Source organism: Roseinatronobacter monicus, assembly GCF_006716865.1.
Lineage (GTDB): Bacteria > Pseudomonadota > Alphaproteobacteria > Rhodobacterales > Rhodobacteraceae > Roseinatronobacter > Roseinatronobacter monicus.
Genome location: NZ_VFPT01000001.1, coordinates 2,522,268 through 2,540,312, shown reverse-complemented (window position 1 = coordinate 2,540,312; position 18,045 = coordinate 2,522,268). Strand labels below are relative to the sequence as shown.

Below are 18,045 nucleotides of genomic sequence, written 5' to 3'. Positions count from 1 at the left end.
AGGCACCTCGCAGAAGTGCCAATGCGCCTTGCAAGGGTCGTCTTACTCGTGCGAGGTGCTGTGCTGATCGTCGCGGATAGACAAATCTGCATCCACCTTGCGCCCGGCCATGCCCGCCAGAAATGCGGCACAGGCAAAATAGGCCGCGATGCCGAAACTCTGCGATGGAAAATCGAAGCCGGCGTCGATGAGCACCCCCGTCAGCGCAGGGCCAATCGCTGTGCCCAGCACCATGAAAGCGCCAATCATGGCGCGGATGGCCCCAAGATGGCGGGTGCCAAAGGCTTCGGCCCAGAACGTTCCCATCATCATCGCATGCAACCCTGTGCCCATGCCCAGCAGCACGATGCCAACCGCCCCCCAAATGAGCGTTTGCGCAAGGGCAAACACCGTATAGCCCAGCACCAGCGGCAGCAGGTAAAAGCCCGCAAGCCTGCGGCTGCCGATGCGGTCCACGATACCACCGGCCAGCAGCATGAAGGTGACGCTTGTGGCTGTGAAAATCGGAAACAAGGACACCAGACTGACATGCGCCCAGCCCTTTGCCTCGGCCAACGGCACTTGCTGAAAGAAGAATGCCGTATTCCACGCGGCAGGCCCCATCAGGGCAGGCAGCATCAGCCAAAGCACTGGGTGGCGGAACACTTCGGCGCGCGTCCACATCCGGCCTGCCATGCCGGAACCGCCATCCGCTTGCGAATGAAATTGCGGCGTGCGCTCTTTTCGCAAAAGCGCCCATAGCACAGGGATCAGCAGCAACAGCCCCGTTGCGGCGACCAGCCATAACAGCCGCCAGTCGATAAACCCCATCAATGCAACAAAGACGATGGGCAACAGGGCCTCGCCCGAGGCCACACCAAGCCCGGCAATGGACACAGCGCGCCCGCGCCGCGCGACGAACCAGCGCGCCATAGCGACCATCGCGCAATGCCCCATCAGGCCCTGTCCGAACAAGCGCAGCAGAAAAATGCACAGCGCAAGCGCCCAAACGCCCCCGATCCAAGACATTGCAGCCGCAGAAAGCGCAAGCCCCGCAAGGATTGTCACGCCGATATAGCGGATGCGGAACCGGTCTGTCAGGCTTCCGGCCCAGATCATCACGGCTGCCGAGGCGGCGGTGGCCACGGCATAGATCGTCCCCCAGCCCCCATGTGTCAGACCATAGGCCGCCCGGATTTCGCCTGCGAAAACTGCGATGAAAAAGGTCTGTCCGAAACTTGACGCAAAGGTCAGAAGGAAACCCGCTGCCAACCAGGAGGCATTGTTCCGCAAGAATCGTGGCAAGGTTTCCATGGGTGATGACCTATCGCGCACAGACGATGCAGCACATCGGCACTGGATCATAGTTGAGCCGGGGCAGGCCGGTGATGTTGCCAAACCCCACAAACAAGCCAGATTTGCATTGACATAGGCTTGCATGGCACCTGTCGCGCGTGTCTTGCTCGGTTTTTGGGTCTGCCGATTTGTTCATATGTGCAGTAATTCAGAACATGATGTGGGTGACAAGGCTACATCAACGCTCATGCTCGAAAGCTGTGGTCGCGCATAGGTGTTGCGCAGTTCGAGAATGAGTGCCTGAAATCTGAAAGTTTGGAGAAGGCACGCATCTGGCTGGCCATCCGCGACGCCGCAACGCCGGATGCCGCAGCGCCAAGAGCAGATGATGCGCTGGCCCCGGTTGCGGAACCGGGCACCAGACTTTGCACCGTGCAGGTGTCAGCGCAACAAAACGACCGGCACTTTGCACGACCGGATCATCGCGGTTGTGGTTGATCCGATGATGAGGGTGCGAATGCGTGAGTGGCCGTATGCGCCCATGACCAGCATGTCGAATTGCGACTCGTCAATCAGCTTGCCAAGGGCGGTTTCCGGCTGGCCCGGAATAATCGAGGTTTCGGCCTCCAGCCCCGCTGCCTTCAGCAGAGCTTTTGCATCTTCCAGCCCTTTCTTGACCTCTGCTGTCGCTGTTCCAACAGTGACAACATGCACCAAAAGCCCCTGAAACAGCGGGCTGCGGGCGATATGATCCACGGCCTTCATTGCAGAGACACCGCCATCATAGGCCACCAACACCTTTTCAATGGGCTTGAACGCGCGCGCGGCCACAAAAACAGGTTTGGTGCTGGCGCGAATAATCCGCTCCAGATTAGAGCCAAGATGGCCCTTGGCGAAATCCGCCGCCTCGCCACGTTTGCCGATCATGATGACGCGCGCGTCAGCCTCGATCTCGCCAATTGCCTCGACAATGTCGCCCTGCCGCAGGCGGGTGGTGATCTCATTGATCCCTGCCTTGTCGAGAATGGCGCGCGCATCTTCCAGAATGGCGCGGCCCCGGTGACTGATCAGTTTGGCGCGTTGCGCGTCAAGGTCGGCCAGTTCCTGCAACAATGCCGAGCGCGCGCCCAGTTTGATCGCGCCTGACAAGTCGCGCTTCTCGGGTGCCTCGCGGCGGCCAAGCACATGGATCAACTCCACCGGTGCCTCGGTCCGTTGCGAGATCCACGCGGCATTCTCGCACACGCTGGCCGAGTAGACGGACCCGTCAACAAGGGCCACGATTTTCTGTGGTTGGTCAGTCATGTTCCTGTCCCCCTTCAATGCGACATCAGCTTGTCCATCGCGCCCGGCTTGTCATGAATGGCAAGCTTGTCAACGATGGTTTCGGTCGCCTCATTCATGCCGATCACTTCGACTTCGGCCCCGTCACGGCGGAACTTCAGGATTGCCATGTCCAGCGCCTGAACGGAAGAGATATCCCAGATATGCGCGCGGCTGACATCAATGATGACTTTGTCCAGCGCTTCCTTGAAGTCGAACGCCTCCATGAAATCCTCGACCGAGCCATAGAACAACTGCCCCTCGACGATATAGGTGCGCTCGCGCCCGTCTTTGGAAATCGTACTGCGCATGGTGAACAGCTGCGCGATTTTGCCCGCAAAGAAAATGCCCGACAACAGCACACCCACCAGCACACCAATCGCAAGGTTATGGGTGTAAACAACCGTCACAACGGTCGCGATCATCACGATGGAGCTGGAGCGCGGATGCACCTTGAGCGCCTTGATCGACGACCAAGAGAATGTGCCGATGGACACCATGATCATCACCGCCACCAACGCGGCCATTGGGATCTGTTTGACCAGATCACCTAACACAAGGATCAGGAACAGCAGATACATGCCCGCTGCGAAACACGACAAGCGCCCCCGCCCGCCGGATTTGACGTTGATGATCGACTGCCCGATCATCGCGCAGCCCGCCATACCGCCGATAAAGCCTGTTGCGGTGTTGGAAATTCCCTGCCCAATGCACTCCTGATTGCGGTCAGACTGCGTGTCGGTCAGGTCATCGACGATATTTTGCGTCATTAGGCTTTCGAGCAGGCCCACAACCGCGATGGCCATGGAATAGGGCAGGATGATCATCAGTGTCTCGAAAGTCAGCGGGATATTCGGGATCAGAAACACTGGCAGCGTGTCGGGCAATTCGCCCATGTCGCCCACGGTGCGCACATCCAGCCCCAACACAATCGCCACAATCGTCAGCACCACAATGGTCACCAGCGGCGACGGGATCGCCTTGGTCAGCATGGGCAGCCCGTAGATGATGCCAAGCCCTGCGGCAACCAGAACATAGGTGATCCAGGACACTTCGCGCGGGTCGAGTTCGGGCAATTGCGCCAGAAAGATCAGGATGGCCAACGCATTAACGAAGCCGGTCATCACCGATTTCGACACATAGCGCATGATGAAGCCCAGCTTCAGAATGCCCGCGCCGATCTGCAACAGACCCGCCAGCACAGTGGCGGCCAACAGATATTCCAGCCCGTGATCGCGCACCAGCGTCACCATCAGCACTGCCGTCGCGGCAGTTGCCGCCGAAATCATACCGGGCCTGCCACCCGTGAACGCAATCAGCACCGCGATGGAAAAACTGGCATACAGACCGACTTTCGGGTCCACGCCTGCGATAATGGAAAAGGCAATCGCCTCGGGGATCAGTGCGAGTGCGACGACAAGCCCGGCAATCAAATCGCCGCGCACGTTGCCAAACCACTGTTCGCGGTAAGCATCAATTGAAATCATGTCATAGGTTGCCGTCCGGCATCGTCTGAAAGGCAGCGTGCCGGGTTATCATGGTGTTTATTCAGGTTATTCGGCGGATCAGCGGCCGAAAGAGCCACCCGGGCTTGCACCGGGTCCATGCGATCTGCGCGCGTCTTACGCGAAAAGATACATCTTGCGCAACTCGAAAACCGCAAATGCCGCCGCAGCGCAGCGAAGTAATCCAGTATTGCAACATTTCTGGGCCGATGTTGCCGTGATTGCTGAGCGTGCTGGCAGGAACAATATGCGGCACCTAACACGCGCCCTGCGCCGTACCCTTGCGGTCAGCCTTAGCCGTCATCTGACACTGAAAAGAGTTCGCCTCGCGCAAGGAACTTTTCAAAACCCCTTCATTTAGCTAGGCGATTCACACATTTCTGAGTTTCCATCCGTGTGAGACGGATTTGAAGTATTGTAGGCCATGTCGGAATGTAATTGGCCCTGGCGGTTTGGATTTTGGGTAGCCGTCCCATCCGCCGAGCTTGGCGATGATCCACGCGGCCCAGGCAAGTGTTTCCGGCGGGTGAGGGTTTTTCTGGAGCGCGGTCTTGCCTTCGAGTTCGGGCAGGAGAGCATGAAGGGTCTGGATTTCGGAGGATGAGAAGGCGATTTTGGCGTCTTGCCCGGACTTGCCATCGCGCGCCTGAACGAGTTGCATGATGGTGCAGGCCGCGCGGGCGGCAATCGCGGTCAGCTTGATCAACCGCTCGGCATTTTCCAGTTGGCTGTCCTCCAGTTGCAACCCCTGTTGCTTCAGGGTGCGGAAGAATTGTTCGATATGCCAGCGTTGCCGGTACCAGCTTACCGCGCGCCAGGCCATGTCCGCATCCTCGACCTTGTGAGTGGTCAAAAGCCGCCATGAGATGGGCTCGGCGCCCGGTGGCGCATTCACCTCGCTGACTTCGATCAGGCTGACCTCCACCGTCTCGGCCAGCCCCGGCTGTCTGGCCAGATTGGCAGGACGCTTGATCGTAACGGGGCCAAATCGGGCCTCAAGTCTGGCGGTGCGCGCCGGGCGCCCTGGGCGTGCGCGCATCGCCACTTGTGCCGTACCTGCCAATTTCAGCGGGGCAGAGGACAGCTTGCCGCCACCTTCCAGGATTGAGCGATCCGTCATGGCACGGGTCAGGATGTGAAAGCCCGGCTCCGGCAATCGTGCCCATTTCTCATAGATATCGCTCTCGCGATCGCCGATTTCAGTCACCATATGCGCCTGGGCCAGAACTGTCTTGGCAGCCTCTGCCGTGCTCAGCCACCGATGCGATTCCTTCTCGGACAGGGGGCGGGCCCGGTGGGGAACACTTACGCGGCCATCGCGTGTCCATATCCGGCCCGCGGCCAAACCCAGAATGCCACCCGTCTCGGCATCCACACCCAGCATCGCGTGGAGCAAAACACCGCGCCCAGACCCCTTGCCGATTGCACCCAGTCCGCGACTGCGCTCTTTGGTTGTCGAGAAATTGAAGTCGCTGCTGTCCTGAATCGCAAGAATATGCCGCCCCGCGCAGGCTTGCGAAAGCTCCGCTCCCCAGCCTTCAATCACCGCCTCAGCCGTCACGCGCGGATTGGCCAGAAAGCGCGAAAATCCGACAATCCCACTGCGGCGGCCACCCGCCAGACGCCGAAGACAGGTGCTCGTGCGCGCCACCATTGCTGCGAGCAGCAGACCCCCCTTTTTGCCAGGCGTTCGTCTCCGAAATCACCCAGCCTCCAGCCTTCCGAAGTCACCACAGACGCCCTCCCACTTTAGGTAGAGCGATCGAATCATGCGCAACAAAAACGGTCAAGTGCCGAAAACCGGAGCGCACAGCCAAAGATGTGTGCATCCCTTAGCTTCATTTAGGGGGGGCAACCGCTCGGACACAACCTTAGGCTGTGCCTGTGAGAGGGAGGATTTCCGAAATGGAGAGAGACATGACAAATTCACACAGAACCTATCTGTCAGGCACAGCGCTCGTAATTGCACTGGCCTTGCCCACCACGGTTTTGGCAGGTGGGAAAATGGGAGAGATAGAACCTGTGGTTGTCACACCCCCAGCGCCGATGACGCAGCCCATGACATGGACAGGGTTTTATGGCGGGCTTGGGGTTGGCTATGGTCGAGGGGTCAGCAGCACGGATATTTCAAGAAATGAGTCAGAAATTATGCTCTTCGTGGAAGACCCCAGCTCAACCAACCAATCATTCAACCCAAGTGTATCGGGCTTCATTGGTTCCGCGCGATTGGGCTATGATGTGCAACGCGGGAATTTCGTCTTTGGCGGCCTGATTGAGGGCACCTTGGGCAAGATTTCAGGGTCTGACTCGATTTCAGCCGAACTGACGGAACCAGATGGCCCACGACCCGCGTCTCTGGAGGGTAGGGAGGATGTTCAATCAGAAATCTCGCCATCCAACATCAATGCTAATGCAAGCTACTCCAACCTGATGTCTGTTGCCGTGCGCGGCGGGCCGTTGATCAATGATGGCAACACGCTGCTCTATGGCCGTTTGGGGTTGTCGCGCGCGAAACTTGAGGTCGAACTTCCAGATGCCAACGGCAGTTCGACCGGAACAGGTGTGAATGTCGGCCTTGGGGCCGAGCATCTTTTGACCGAGAGTATCTCGGTTTTCGCGGAGTATAATTTCCATGATGTCGGAACGTCCTTTTCGGTATCTTCAGGCGGAAATGACTGGGACGTGAAGGGCAAGGGGCTTCATACGGTTAGTATGGGTGTGAACTTCCGCTTCTAAGACGAAATGGCCGTCTTGCCGCGCGAAAATTCAGATGGGCCGCCTGACAGAACAGGCGGCCCAACTTTGTTCCGCGAAAACCAGATTTCCGCGCCGTGTCAGATGATCCCGTCAAACAGGCCAAAACCGATCACTGTGGCAAGTGCGACCAGATACACCGAAAACACTTTCAGTTGCGCCTTGTACAACAGTGCCAGCACAAGCTTCAGCGCGACAGTGCCGGAAATGGCCGCGACCACAAACCCCACCAGCATTGGCCCAAGGCCGACCCCGTCCAGACCTGCACCGCGCATGACCTCGACACCCTGAAACAGACTTGCGGCCAGAATGGTCGGGATTGCCACAAGGAAGCTGTATTCCGCTGCCCAACGCCGTTTTAACCCAGAAAACAGCCCCGCGATAATGGTGATCCCGCTGCGGCTAATGCCGGGAATAAGCGCCAGCGCCTGCGCCACCCCGATCACAATCGCAATTCGCGGACCAAGGCTTTTGATGCCAAGCGGGCGCTTTGGCAGACGGTCGGTCACAAACAGCAGCACAGCCGTCAGCGACAGGGTGACGACCAGTACCTGCGGCGCAGAAAACACCAGCTCGAATGTGCGCTTGAACACCAGCCCCAGCACGCCAGTGACCAGTACTGTCAGCATCCCCATCAAAAACAGCCTTGAGAATGCCCCCATGCCTGGCCCCGGTATCCGCAGGCGACTGGTGGTTTCGGCGAAAGTGGCGCGGACCAGCGCAGACAGGCTTTTCCAGAACACAATCGCAATGGAAACCAAGGTGCCCATATGCACAACCAGATCGAACAGGATCATGGCCGGGCTTTCTGGGGGCGGCATGCTAGAGCCTTGAGCGATCATAACATGTTGGGTCACGACCAGATGCGCGGTCGAACTGACTGGCACAAACATGAATATGCCTTGGACAAGACCCAGAATGATCGCCTCTAGATAACTCATACACGGGGCCTTTCGTCAGCGCGATTCAGGTAGCAGTTGCATGAGGCTGGCTATCGGAGCGCGGCGCAGACTTCAATCCGACACGGGATCGTGTGAGGTATGTCACAGCGTCAGCAGCACAGCGCCCACAGCAAGGCTTGCCCCGAACATCGGCAATGACCACAGGTGGAACTGCCGCCAGATGCCGGGCTGCCTGCCAAGTCGCAGCGCGATCAGATTGGCGAGAGAGCCGATTGCCAGACCAAACCCCCCGACATTGACGCCCCACGCAAGCGCGCGCCAATCCTCGGTGAAGGGTGCCAGAAAGATCGCGGCAGGCACATTCGACATGCCCTGTGACAGCACCGCGCCAAAGGCATAGGCCCCGCCGGGCCAGTCCATCGCCGAGATCGCAAGGGCCGCAACAGCAGGCAGTTGGCCAAGCAGTCCCAGATTGATGAACATAAGTATGAAGACCAGCAAAAGCGGCCAATCCACCCCGCGCAGCACATGCCGAAAGGCAAGGGCAAAGGCACCGATTACAAGTCCCGCCCCGATCAGTGCAAACCCCGCATTCACAGCGATAAGAAATACCGGATAGGCCACAAGAGAGACCAGCATCAGCGGCTGCCGCACCGCCAACTGGCGTGTCGCATCCGGCATGGCCAGTCGGGCCTGCCCAAAACCAAGCGGGACAAGTGCGAGCACCAGCACCAGCATGGCCCCGGCGATGGGCAGCATGGCGAGCGTGAATTCGACAAACCCCAACCCCGAGCGTTGCCACAGGAACAGATTTTGTGGATTGCCGACAGGCGAGATCGCCGAGCCTGCATTCACCGCCAGCGCCTGAAAGATGACCAGCCGCGCCACAGGCAAAGCGGCAACCCGCGCCAGCCCAAGGGTCAGCGGCACGGTCACAAAAAGTGCGACATCATTTGTCACCACCGCAGACAGCAGGGCCGCGAACACCACAAGGGCGACCGCAAGGCCACGTTCACTGCGCAGCCTTGCAAGGACCATGCGGCCAAGACGGTCAATCAGCCCCGAGAGTTCCAATCCGCGGCTGAGCACCATCAACCCTGCAAGTGCCGCGACCGTTTTCCAATCGACAAGGTCGACCAGATTGCCCAATGGGGTCGGAACAGCCCAAAGCAGGACCGGCAATAGGCCGATCAGGATCACCAGAAGCCATTCGGCCACAAGCCATGCCCGTATGCGCCGCAAGGTATACATCATACCCCGAAGGATCGTGAAAGCGCGTCCAAGTCAACTCGGATCATTCGCATGGCCATGATTGACTGCCGCAAGATGCGCAGTCCCAGTGGTCTGCGCACTGGGACTGCATTCCTGTCAGATCGTCGGGAACAGGAACGCGGTCGCAATTGCGAAATAGATCAGCACGCCCGCAGCATCCGCGATCGAGGTGACAAGCGGCGCACTGGCTGTGGCAGGGTCAAGATTGAGTTTGGTCAAGGCGAAGGGCAACAACATGCCGATCACACTTCCCACAATCACGATGATGACCATCGACAGGGCCACGACCAGCGCAATCTCTGGCCCTGCACGGAAAATGCCGATCACCGAGACTGCGGCGGCCATGCTCAGCCCCATCAGCAGCGCGACAAGCACCTCGCGGCCGATCATCCAGCTCCAGTCATTCAGCCTGACCTGCCCTGTGGCCAGTGCGCGCACCATCAATGTTGCCGACTGCGAACCCGCATTGCCGCCGCTGTCGATCAGAAGCGGCAGGAAGAAGACCAGAGCGACATAGGCGGTGATCGTATCCTCAAAATAGGCGATACCGGCGCCCGAGAAGATATTGCCGAAAACCAGCAGGATCAGCCACACGATGCGCGCGCGGTACAGCATGAAAACGCTCGCATCCCGCATGTTACGCACCATTTTCGACGCACCAACACGGTGGAAATCTTCGGTCGCTTCTTCTTGAATAACATCCATCGCGTCGTCATGCGTGACGATCCCGACAAGGCGCCCTTCGGCATCTACCACTGGCAAGGCAAGCAAGTCATAGCGGGCGACCTGTTGTGCGACCTGTTCCTGATCGTCTGTCACGGTCACCGCGTGGGTGTTGCGCTCCATCACATCAGAGACGCGCGCCTTTGACGGGGCCAGAAACAAGTCTTGCAACCGGACGGACCCGACAAGCTGGCGGTCACTGTCGATGACATAGGTGCGGTAGATCGTTTCCTGATCCAGCGCTTCCTCCCGCAGCTTTTGCAGGGCTTCGCCGGTGGTCAACTCAGCCGTCAGCACAGCGTAATCCGAGGTCATGATCGCCCCGGCGGTGTCTTTCGGATAACTTGCAAGGCGGCGGATATCCTCGCGCTCGGCCCGCGCCAGAGCAGGCAGCAGCGCCGCGCGCTGTTCTTCGGAAAGTTCATTGTAGAGATCGGCGCGTTCGTCCGAATTCATTTCAGTAACAAGACGGGCCAGCCGGTCACGCGCCACGGAATCGGCCATATCAACCTGAAATTGATGCGGCAGATAGCCGAACACCTCGGCTTGCTGGCTCAGTTCCAGTAGGTCAAGAACACGCCACGCATCCTGTGGCGGCCATTCCGCGACAAATCTGGCTAGGTCGGCGGCGTGCTCTTGCTCAATAAAATCGCTGAGTTCTGCGGGGTGGGGCGCTTGGTCACGCTCTTTGAGTGCAGTTTCCAGTTGCTCATAGCTCATCATAATCTCCTTCTGGGCCGGATCGGGAACCCCGAATCCACCTTGCGATCAGTATGCAAATAGTCTGCAATCCTGGGATGAGCTTGGCAACAGTTCGCGGCTATGGTGATGGATGGCGGCTTTGGACTGCTGCGCCGCGCTCGACATGACGGCGATCATGCCATCCGCGCGGCAGGTCATTGCCACAAAAAAAAGAGCGAGGCCGCAGCCTCGCTCTGTGTTGTTTGTCAGCGTGGTTTTATCAGCCGAAAATGTCGGCCACGATCCCGTTATACCAGCCGATGCTTTCCTCATAGGTTTGCTGGCGCAACTCGGCGTCTTCGCCGGTCTGGCTGATGAAGCTGGACACAGATTCGATCTGATCTTCGCCAGCCTCGTAATTCGCGCCGACTTTCACGCCATCATTGGTGGCGATCAGCGACCAGCAGGTGTTGGAATAGCGCGCCGGGAAGATGCGGCTGCCAGTCAACTCGCCACGGATCACATTCGCCACAACCTTGGCCTGAGAATTGGCCGAGTAGCCAGATTTGGGCATAGCCCCCTGCGCGCTGGCGTCGCCCAGCACAAACACATTCTCATCCATGCGCGAGCGCATATCCGCAGGCAGAACCGGTGCCCAGCCAGAGTCGTTCGTCAACCCGGCCAGCTCAGCGATCTTGCCCGCTTTCTGGGCCGGGATCACGTTGCAGACATCGACCGCTTCAACCACGCCGTCGATGATGACTTCCATTGCGTCCGGGCGCACTTCGACATTCTCGCCGCCAAAATCAGGGCCGATACGCGTGACCATGCCGGGGTAGTGGCGTTCCCAGCCTTCTTCGAACAGGGCCTGTTTGGAATAGTTTTCCTTTGGGTCCACAATCAGGATCTTCGCGGTCGGATTGATTTCTGACAGGACATGCGCAACCATCGACACGCGCTCGCCGGGGCCGGGGGGGCAACGGTAGGGGTTTGGTGGGGCCACCATGCAGAACGTGCCACCCTCGCGCATATTTTCGATCTGGTGTTTCAGCAACTGCGCCTGCGTGCCGGATTTGTAGGCATGTGGCATCAGGCTTTGCTGCGACACATCCCAGCCGGGAACCGAGCCTTCGACAAAGTCGATGCCGGGTGCCACGACCAGCCGATCATACGAGACCTGCTCGCCCGAGGCCAGCGCCACGGTCTGCGCGTCGCGGTCCACACCCACAGCCCAGTCATGAATGACATTCACACCAAGCCGCGCGATATTGCCGTAGTCATGGCCAAGCGCGTCAAATTCCCAGAACCCGCCCAGATAGAGGTTCGAGAAATAGCAGGTGTAGTATTTGCGCGACGGCTCGATCAGTGTCACGTCGACCGCGCCATTGCTGTCCTTGGCGATGTAGCGCGCGACTGTGCCGCCGCCCGAACCACCGCCGATGACAACGACGCGCGGCTTTGCCTGACCAAGGGCCATTGGCGCTGACAGGGCTGCGGATGCCGCTGTGGCCGTGCCCAGAAAACTGCGTCTGTTCAATATCATGAAGTCTCTCCCATTGGCGCCTCGATTGAGGCGGATTTCGCGCCGTTCTTTCCGGTTTGTCCAGACCCCGGTGTAATCGCAGGCAAGTCTTGACAGGAACACCATTCCTTTGGGCGCGATCTTCTTAGGAATGATGTCTGGTTGCATGCGCCCCCTCTCGCATGCATCGACCGCCCCGACGCATGCCGGGGCAAACTTGTTCTTATTCGCGGCCCAACTCGCGGAAAAAGGCCGCGAGCGCTGCGATTTCTTCATCGTCCAGGCGTTGTGTCACGGATTGCATCACCTCATGCGGGCGCAGTTTCTGCTTATAGGCGTGCATTGCCACAACAAAGTCTTCTTCCGGCCAGCCGACAATGCCGGGAATGCCCGAATGCTCGCCACTGCGCTGGTGGCAGGTGGTGCATTCGGCACTCAGGAATTCACCATACTCGACATCCCCCTCAATCGCGAGGGTTTCTGCCGACAACTCCACCTCGCGCGCGATCGCCGTGGGCGAGGCTTCGGGAATGTTTTGGGGCTGGTCGGAATAGGCGCGCATATAGGCGATCAGGTTTGCGCGCCGTTCTTCATCGCGCAACCCGCGGTAAGACATGCGTGTGCCCGAAACCAGCGCACGCGGATTCTCGATATAGGCGTGCAAGCGGGCCAAATCCCAGAACAGCCCATCGCGGCCCTGCCGCACCAACGCCTCGGAATAGCGGAAATCGTCGTGGCTGCCTGCGCGGCGGTCGAATATGCGGTTCAGATGCGGCCCGATGCGGTGCTCGGCCCCGTCACCAATCTGGTGACAACTGGCACATTCGCGTTGGTAAACCTGCGCGCCGGCGCTTGCATCACCAATTGGCGTTGCTTGTCCAAGTACAGTGGTCGGGGCCAACAAGGCCCCGACAAGGATCAGAGGTTTCAGTTTCTCGAACACCAGGCCACCAAGCTTTAGTTTGAATACGACATCAGATAGGCAATCAATGCGGCACGTTCATCTTCGCTGCGAACGCCCCGAAAGGACATGCGGTTTCTTGGGATCAAGCCTGCCGGATTTTCAAGGAAGGCGTCAAGTGTTTCCTCGTTCCAGACAAGACCGCCCTCTGCCGCCTCGGTGAATGCGGGCGAGTAGCGAAACCCGTCAGCATGTGCGGCGGTTTGCCCGAAAATGTCGTTCAATTGCGGGCCTGTACCGTTGCGCGCCCCATCACCAAGCTGGTGACATGTGCGGCATTGACGCCATGCGGCCTCGCCTGCGGCGACCAGCGCAGGGTCGAGAGAGGCTGTCTGTATTGCTTCCTCAGCCGGGGCTTCTTCAGGCTGCACGGACGCCTCATCGGCCTCTTCAGCAGCGGCGGGCGCGGGCGCGCTGCCATCGGAATAGCTGTAACGGATGACAGGGAATTCCGGCGTTACATCAATATCCGTGGCGCGTGCCGAAATTTCCACAGGGTCACGGCAATCGCTCATACAAGGGTCTTGGGTGAATTCAGGGAATTCCGCCTCTGCGCGGTCATCAAGGTAGAAACCACCCTCATTAGGCAGGCGAATTTCGGTGAAATTCTCATTGCTCAACTCGAAGTCGTCATCCACCAGCCCTGCGGAATAGAGGATATAGGCGGTGATCGCATAAACCTCGTCTGTCTCCAGTGTCTGGGCCGCGCCAAAGGGCATGGAGCGGTTGATGTAGTCCCACACGGTCGACAGATAGGGCCAATACGACTCAACCGTTTTTTCGGGTCGGTCATCGGTCAGGCTGCCACGACCGCCGACGATGGCAGGCCATGCACCAGCACCTTCGGCGAAATCACCGTGGCACACTGCACATTGGTCGATCCAGTAATCTTCGCCATCCAGCACGTTGCCACGCCCTTCGGGCAGGCCGCGCCCATCGGGCATGACGGCAATATCCCAAGCGGCGATTTCTTCGGGCAGGGCCAGACGGCCAATGCCCAATGTGTCTGCAAGGGCAGGGACCGCGCCAAACACTGTAATCAGTGCCGTCGTGGTGATGAGTTTACGACACTTCGACATTTTCCGCCTCTCCGCTCTCGTTGACATACCAAGTCTGGATGCCGTTATTGTGGTAGATCGAGTTCAGCCCGCGAATGGCGCGCAACTGTTCCTTGCTGGGTTGGACATAGCCGGTCTCGTCAATCGCGCGCGATTGCAGATACATCGGCTGGCCGTCCCAATCGTGATCGAGGTAGAAGCGCGTCACGGCTTTGTCGCCCGGTTCTGTGCCTAGACGCGCGGTCTGCCAGTTCACGCCGCCATCCAGCGACACATCCACCCGCGCGATCTTGCCAAGGCCCGACCATGCCAACCCGGTAATGACCATTGGCCCCGGTCCATGCCCGATGGGCATTTGCGGTGAAGGCGAGGTGACGACCGATTTTGCGTGCATGGCCCATGTCCATTTGCGCGCGCGACCATCGGGCATAAGGTCGGTGTATTTCGAGGTTTCCTCGCGGCTTTCCATAGGCCCGTCATGCACACCAATGCGGCGCAGCCATTTGACCCAGAGGTTGCCTTCCCAGCCCGGCACAACCAGCCGCACCGGATAGCCATGCTCCATGCGCAGCGCCTCGCCATTGGCGGAAAACGCAATCATGCAATCATCGAGCGCCTTTTCCATCGGGATCGAGCGCCCGTTCGATGACGCGTCATGGCCCTCGACATAGATCCAGCTTCCTTCGGGCTTGACGCCCGCTTCGTCCAGAAGCGTGCGCAGCGTGACGCCGGTGTATTCCATGTTATGGATCATGCCATGCGTGAACTGCGCGCCGTTCAACTGCGCGCCGCCCCATTCCATACCGCTATTGGCCGCGCATTCGCAAAAATGCACGCGCGTGACGCGCGGCAGGCGCATCAGGTCGCCGAAAGTGAAGACAAGCGGGCGTTCGACCAAGCCCGTGATCATCAAACGGTATTCGTCCTTGCTCATCTCGATTGCACCGGAATGGTGACGCTCGAATGCACAGCCTTGCGGCGTGATCGTGCCATCGAGCGCATGAATCGGCGTGAAGTTGATCGAGCTGATGGGGTCTGCGGTCAGCCATTCTACATTGCGGCGCACGACGTGATCCTCGAAATGGATCGGCATACCGTAGGGCGTGGCATCCACCCCTTCGCCAAGGAAAGAGGCGTAGGGTTGCACTTCGGTAATCAGCGGGTCGGGGCTTGCGGCATTCGCGCCTGCTCCGACCACTGCGCCGCCGGCTGCCAACCCTGCTGTGCGCAGGAAATCGCGGCGGGAGGGGCCGTGGCTTGGCGTCTTGGCGGCGTCATTTGGCATGTCAGTCATGACGTCGGTTCCTCTGGTTTGGGGCAGGGGCAAATGGCCCGCCCTTCGTTGATCTCAAAGCCCAGTGACCTGCACCGATGTATTCGGTTGCAGCGCCACACGGCCAATCTTGCGGATATGGTTTTCGACGACATCCCAAATCTGGGGGCCTTCGGTTTCGGGGTTCACAGAGGCCCAGCCGCCCACAACATAGTTGCGTTCAGGGTCGATCGCCTCGCCTGTGGACAGAAGCGTCATGTCGGAAATGCGCTGGTTCACGGGTGCCGATACATCGACCCGATAGCCCAGCCCGCCAATACGCACCATGTCGCCGCCTTGCTGGAAATAGGGGTCAGGGTTGAAGATGTTGTCGGCCACATCTTCCAGCACGACCTTCAGGAAGTCGCCTGTCATCTCGGTGCGGTAGCATTCGCCGTAAGTCATCGAGGTGACGGAATGGATATCTTCGCGCGTGATCGCGTCGCCCGGTAGCAGGCTGGCGCCCCAGCGCACGCCCGGCGACATGGCGATTTCGGTGTCGCGTTCTTCCATGATCGCTTCGCAGATCAGGTCATCCCATGTGCCGTTGAAATTGCCGCGCCGATAGAGAAGCGAGTCTGTGTGGCCGATGACTTCTTCAAGTTGGTCCTTGTAGGGCGCGCGCTCGTTGTCGATCAGTGCGGCCATATCGGCATCCGGGGTGATCACATCCGAGAAGACCGGGATCAGCTTGTGGCGGAAGCCCATCATTTGCCCGTCGCGCACATCCAGATCAAGGCGCGTGACAAACTTGCCATGGCTGCCCGATGCGATCAGAAGCGTTTCGCCCACAATCACCGGTTCTGGCAGCGCGTCATGGGTGTGGCCGGTCAGAACGACGTCGATGCCCGTGACGCGGCTGGCCATCTGGCGGTCCACGTCGAAACCGTTATGCGACAGCACGACGACCAGATCTGCACCTTGGGCGCGCACTTCATCAACCATTTCCTGCATACGGCCATCGCGGATGCCGAAGCTGAAATCAGGGAATTTCCAGCCCGGATTGGCGATTGGCATATAGGGGAAGGCCTGACCGATGACCGCAATCTTTACGCCGCCGCGCTCGAACCATGTATAGGGATCAAACTCTTCCGACGGCTCGTTCCATTCGTTGTCAAAAATGTTCTGACCAAGGAAAGGGAAGGGCAGGCCGTCTACGATTTCGCGCACGCGGTCTTGGCCGAAGGTCCATTCCCAATGGCTTGTCATCGCCTCGACGCCGAGGGCGTTCATGACATTGACCATGTCTTGGCCCTTGGTCAGGTAGCTGGTCATGGAGCCGTGCCATGTGTCGCCGCCGTCCAGCAACAGGGCATCGGGGCGGTCGGCGCGGATTGCGTTCACCACGGTCGCCACACGGTCCATGCCGCCCATGCGCCCGTATGTGCGCCCCAGCGCTTCAAAATCCACATAGGTCAGCGCATAGGCTTCGGGCGAGCCGGGCGTGAGGTTGAACATCTCGATGAAGTCTTTGCCGACCACATGCGGCGGTTTGCCCGTTACGTCGCCCACGCCGATATTCCATTCGGGTTCGCGGAACCAGATGGGTTTCAAATGGGCGTGGATGTCTGTCACATGGATCAGCGAGACATTCCCGAACGTGTCGAAACGCAGCAGGTCATCCTGCGTCAGCGCTTGTTGCGCAGAGAGTTTCGACCAGTTGCCGAACCCCGAGATGCCGTAAAGCGCCGAGGCTGCGATGGACGCTTGCAGAAATTCGCGCCGGGATATCATGAGAGCTACTCCTGTGGATGGTTTGACACATGGCGGGGAGGAGGTCGCCACATGCCAATCTGCGAAAGTGTGAATATTGTTGGGCCGAAAAAACCGTCAGGCCCGGTAGGGCGCGGAGCTATGCCCGCGCCCTGTTTCCGTTACTGACGTACCGAAATACCTTCAATCGGAAGGCCCAGACCGCGCGAGGACACATACAGTTCCAACTCGCGGAACTCCTGCGACCCTTCGGCGAAGGACTCTCCGCGCGTATCGCGGATACAACCACGGAAGCGCTGATGCAGCGGCACTATGGTTGCGTTTTTCAGACGGTAAGTCGGAAAGCCGTTTGACATGCCCTGTGAAAGGTGATCCGCGCGGATCATCCGGCCCCAGTTGTCCTCGTGGCAATTTGCACAGGACAATTCCAGTTGGCCAAAGCGCGTGTAATACATTTCACGCCCTTTTTCCCAGTATTCCGCCGCTTCGCCGTCGATCTTGACCGCGACCGGCATACCGCGTGACTGCAACGAGATGAGCGAGGTGATGTCTTTCATCGGTTCGCTGTTCCAGCCCCAGGCATCTGCGCCCATGCGTTCCGTCCGGCAATTGTTGATGTAGTTTTGCATCGACCACAATTCGCCGTCTTCATTGACCTTTGGCATGACGGCACGCACGCCCGCCATTGAGTCGACACCGCCATGACAATCAGCACAAGACTGATTTGCCGTGCCTTCGGCCAATTCCCAGCGGTCTTCGCCACGTTCGGCAAACAGCAAGCCTGGATTGTCGAAATCATCCATCTGCAACTCACGGGTTTCATCCGTGCGGAACAGCCAGCCAGAGTAAATCTCGGGCAAGACGCCGCCCAGATGCTCAGGCGGCTCTGCGCGGGTTGCAATATGCAATTCACCCTCGATAATCAGTTCAGCATCGGGATGCGGGTCTGCGAAGGCAGTGCTACTGAACACTGCCCCACAGATTGCCACAGTGGCCCAAAGCTTGGTCATGGTCTTCATGCGTGTCTCCTCCCAGACTGGCTGT

14 protein-coding genes and 1 other annotated feature are annotated in these 18,045 nt (G+C 59.1%); of the genes, 1 reads left to right on the top strand and 13 read right to left on the bottom strand.

The features are described 5' to 3' along the window. Positions 1 to 42: 42 nt before the first annotated feature. From BD293_RS12140 to BD293_RS12125, 4 genes are all read right to left on the bottom strand, one after another. Positions 43 to 1,272 (bottom strand): MFS transporter, encoded by a 1,230-nt coding sequence (locus tag BD293_RS12140; RefSeq protein WP_246086287.1) that lies wholly within the window; start codon positions 1,270 to 1,272, stop codon positions 43 to 45. Between the two features lie 444 nt (positions 1,273 to 1,716). Beyond that, a complete protein-coding gene (locus BD293_RS12135; protein ID WP_142082085.1) occupies positions 1,717 to 2,580 on the bottom strand; it encodes a universal stress protein in 864 nt (287 codons plus the stop codon). 14 nt (positions 2,581 to 2,594) lie between these two features. After that, entirely contained in the window at positions 2,595 to 4,085 is a 1,491-nt protein-coding gene (locus BD293_RS12130; protein ID WP_142082084.1) for a SulP family inorganic anion transporter, read from the bottom strand. Positions 4,086 to 4,149: 64 nt separating this feature from the next. Then, positions 4,150 to 4,205 (bottom strand) — a sequence feature (sul1 is cis-regulatory element that is thought to sense ions involved in sulfur or methionine metabolism; They are found in Alphaproteobacteria). Positions 4,206 to 4,473: 268 nt separating this feature from the next. Beyond that, positions 4,474 to 5,757, bottom strand: coding sequence for an IS4 family transposase (locus tag BD293_RS12125; RefSeq protein ID WP_142079747.1), 1,284 nt, complete (start codon positions 5,755 to 5,757; stop codon positions 4,474 to 4,476). 263 nt (positions 5,758 to 6,020) lie between these two features. Between BD293_RS12125 and BD293_RS12120 the strand changes: the two genes are divergently transcribed. Next, positions 6,021 to 6,839 carry an outer membrane protein gene (locus BD293_RS12120; protein WP_170207126.1) on the top strand — a complete coding sequence of 273 codons (819 nt, stop codon included), beginning with the start codon at positions 6,021 to 6,023 and terminating at the stop codon, positions 6,837 to 6,839. Between the two features lie 98 nt (positions 6,840 to 6,937). Here BD293_RS12120 and BD293_RS12115 read toward each other — a convergent pair whose 3' ends face one another. From BD293_RS12115 to soxA, 9 genes are all read right to left on the bottom strand, one after another. Continuing rightward, positions 6,938 to 7,798 carry an undecaprenyl-diphosphate phosphatase gene (locus tag BD293_RS12115; RefSeq protein ID WP_142082080.1) on the bottom strand — a complete coding sequence of 287 codons (861 nt, stop codon included), beginning with the start codon at positions 7,796 to 7,798 and terminating at the stop codon, positions 6,938 to 6,940. Between the two features lie 102 nt (positions 7,799 to 7,900). Further along, the gene (locus BD293_RS12110) at positions 7,901 to 9,001 is read right to left on the bottom strand and encodes an SLC13 family permease (RefSeq protein WP_211841018.1); all 1,101 of its coding nucleotides are present in this window, start codon (positions 8,999 to 9,001) and stop codon (positions 7,901 to 7,903) included. Positions 9,002 to 9,127: 126 nt separating this feature from the next. After that, positions 9,128 to 10,477 (bottom strand): magnesium transporter, encoded by a 1,350-nt coding sequence (mgtE, locus tag BD293_RS12105; protein WP_246086286.1) that lies wholly within the window; start codon positions 10,475 to 10,477, stop codon positions 9,128 to 9,130. Between the two features lie 238 nt (positions 10,478 to 10,715). After that, complete coding sequence (locus tag BD293_RS12100; protein ID WP_142082078.1) at positions 10,716 to 11,978, bottom strand: NAD(P)/FAD-dependent oxidoreductase; 1,263 nt, start codon at positions 11,976 to 11,978, stop codon at positions 10,716 to 10,718. A gap of 202 nt (positions 11,979 to 12,180) precedes the next feature. Then, positions 12,181 to 12,900: a c-type cytochrome gene (locus tag BD293_RS12095; protein ID WP_246086285.1), complete on the bottom strand. Its 720-nt coding sequence runs from the start codon at positions 12,898 to 12,900 to the stop codon at positions 12,181 to 12,183. 14 nt (positions 12,901 to 12,914) lie between these two features. Beyond that, positions 12,915 to 13,997: a c-type cytochrome gene (locus tag BD293_RS12090; protein WP_142082076.1), complete on the bottom strand. Its 1,083-nt coding sequence runs from the start codon at positions 13,995 to 13,997 to the stop codon at positions 12,915 to 12,917. Then, the gene (gene soxC / locus BD293_RS12085) at positions 13,981 to 15,270 is read right to left on the bottom strand and encodes a sulfite dehydrogenase (protein ID WP_142082074.1); all 1,290 of its coding nucleotides are present in this window, start codon (positions 15,268 to 15,270) and stop codon (positions 13,981 to 13,983) included. The genes BD293_RS12090 and soxC overlap by 17 nt, the downstream gene beginning before the upstream one ends. 54 nt (positions 15,271 to 15,324) lie before the next feature. Further along, entirely contained in the window at positions 15,325 to 17,022 is a 1,698-nt protein-coding gene (gene soxB / locus BD293_RS12080; RefSeq protein WP_142082072.1) for a thiosulfohydrolase SoxB, read from the bottom strand. Between the two features lie 140 nt (positions 17,023 to 17,162). After that, a complete protein-coding gene (gene soxA, locus BD293_RS12075; protein WP_142082070.1) occupies positions 17,163 to 18,020 on the bottom strand; it encodes a sulfur oxidation c-type cytochrome SoxA in 858 nt (285 codons plus the stop codon). Positions 18,021 to 18,045: the final 25 nt, after the last annotated feature.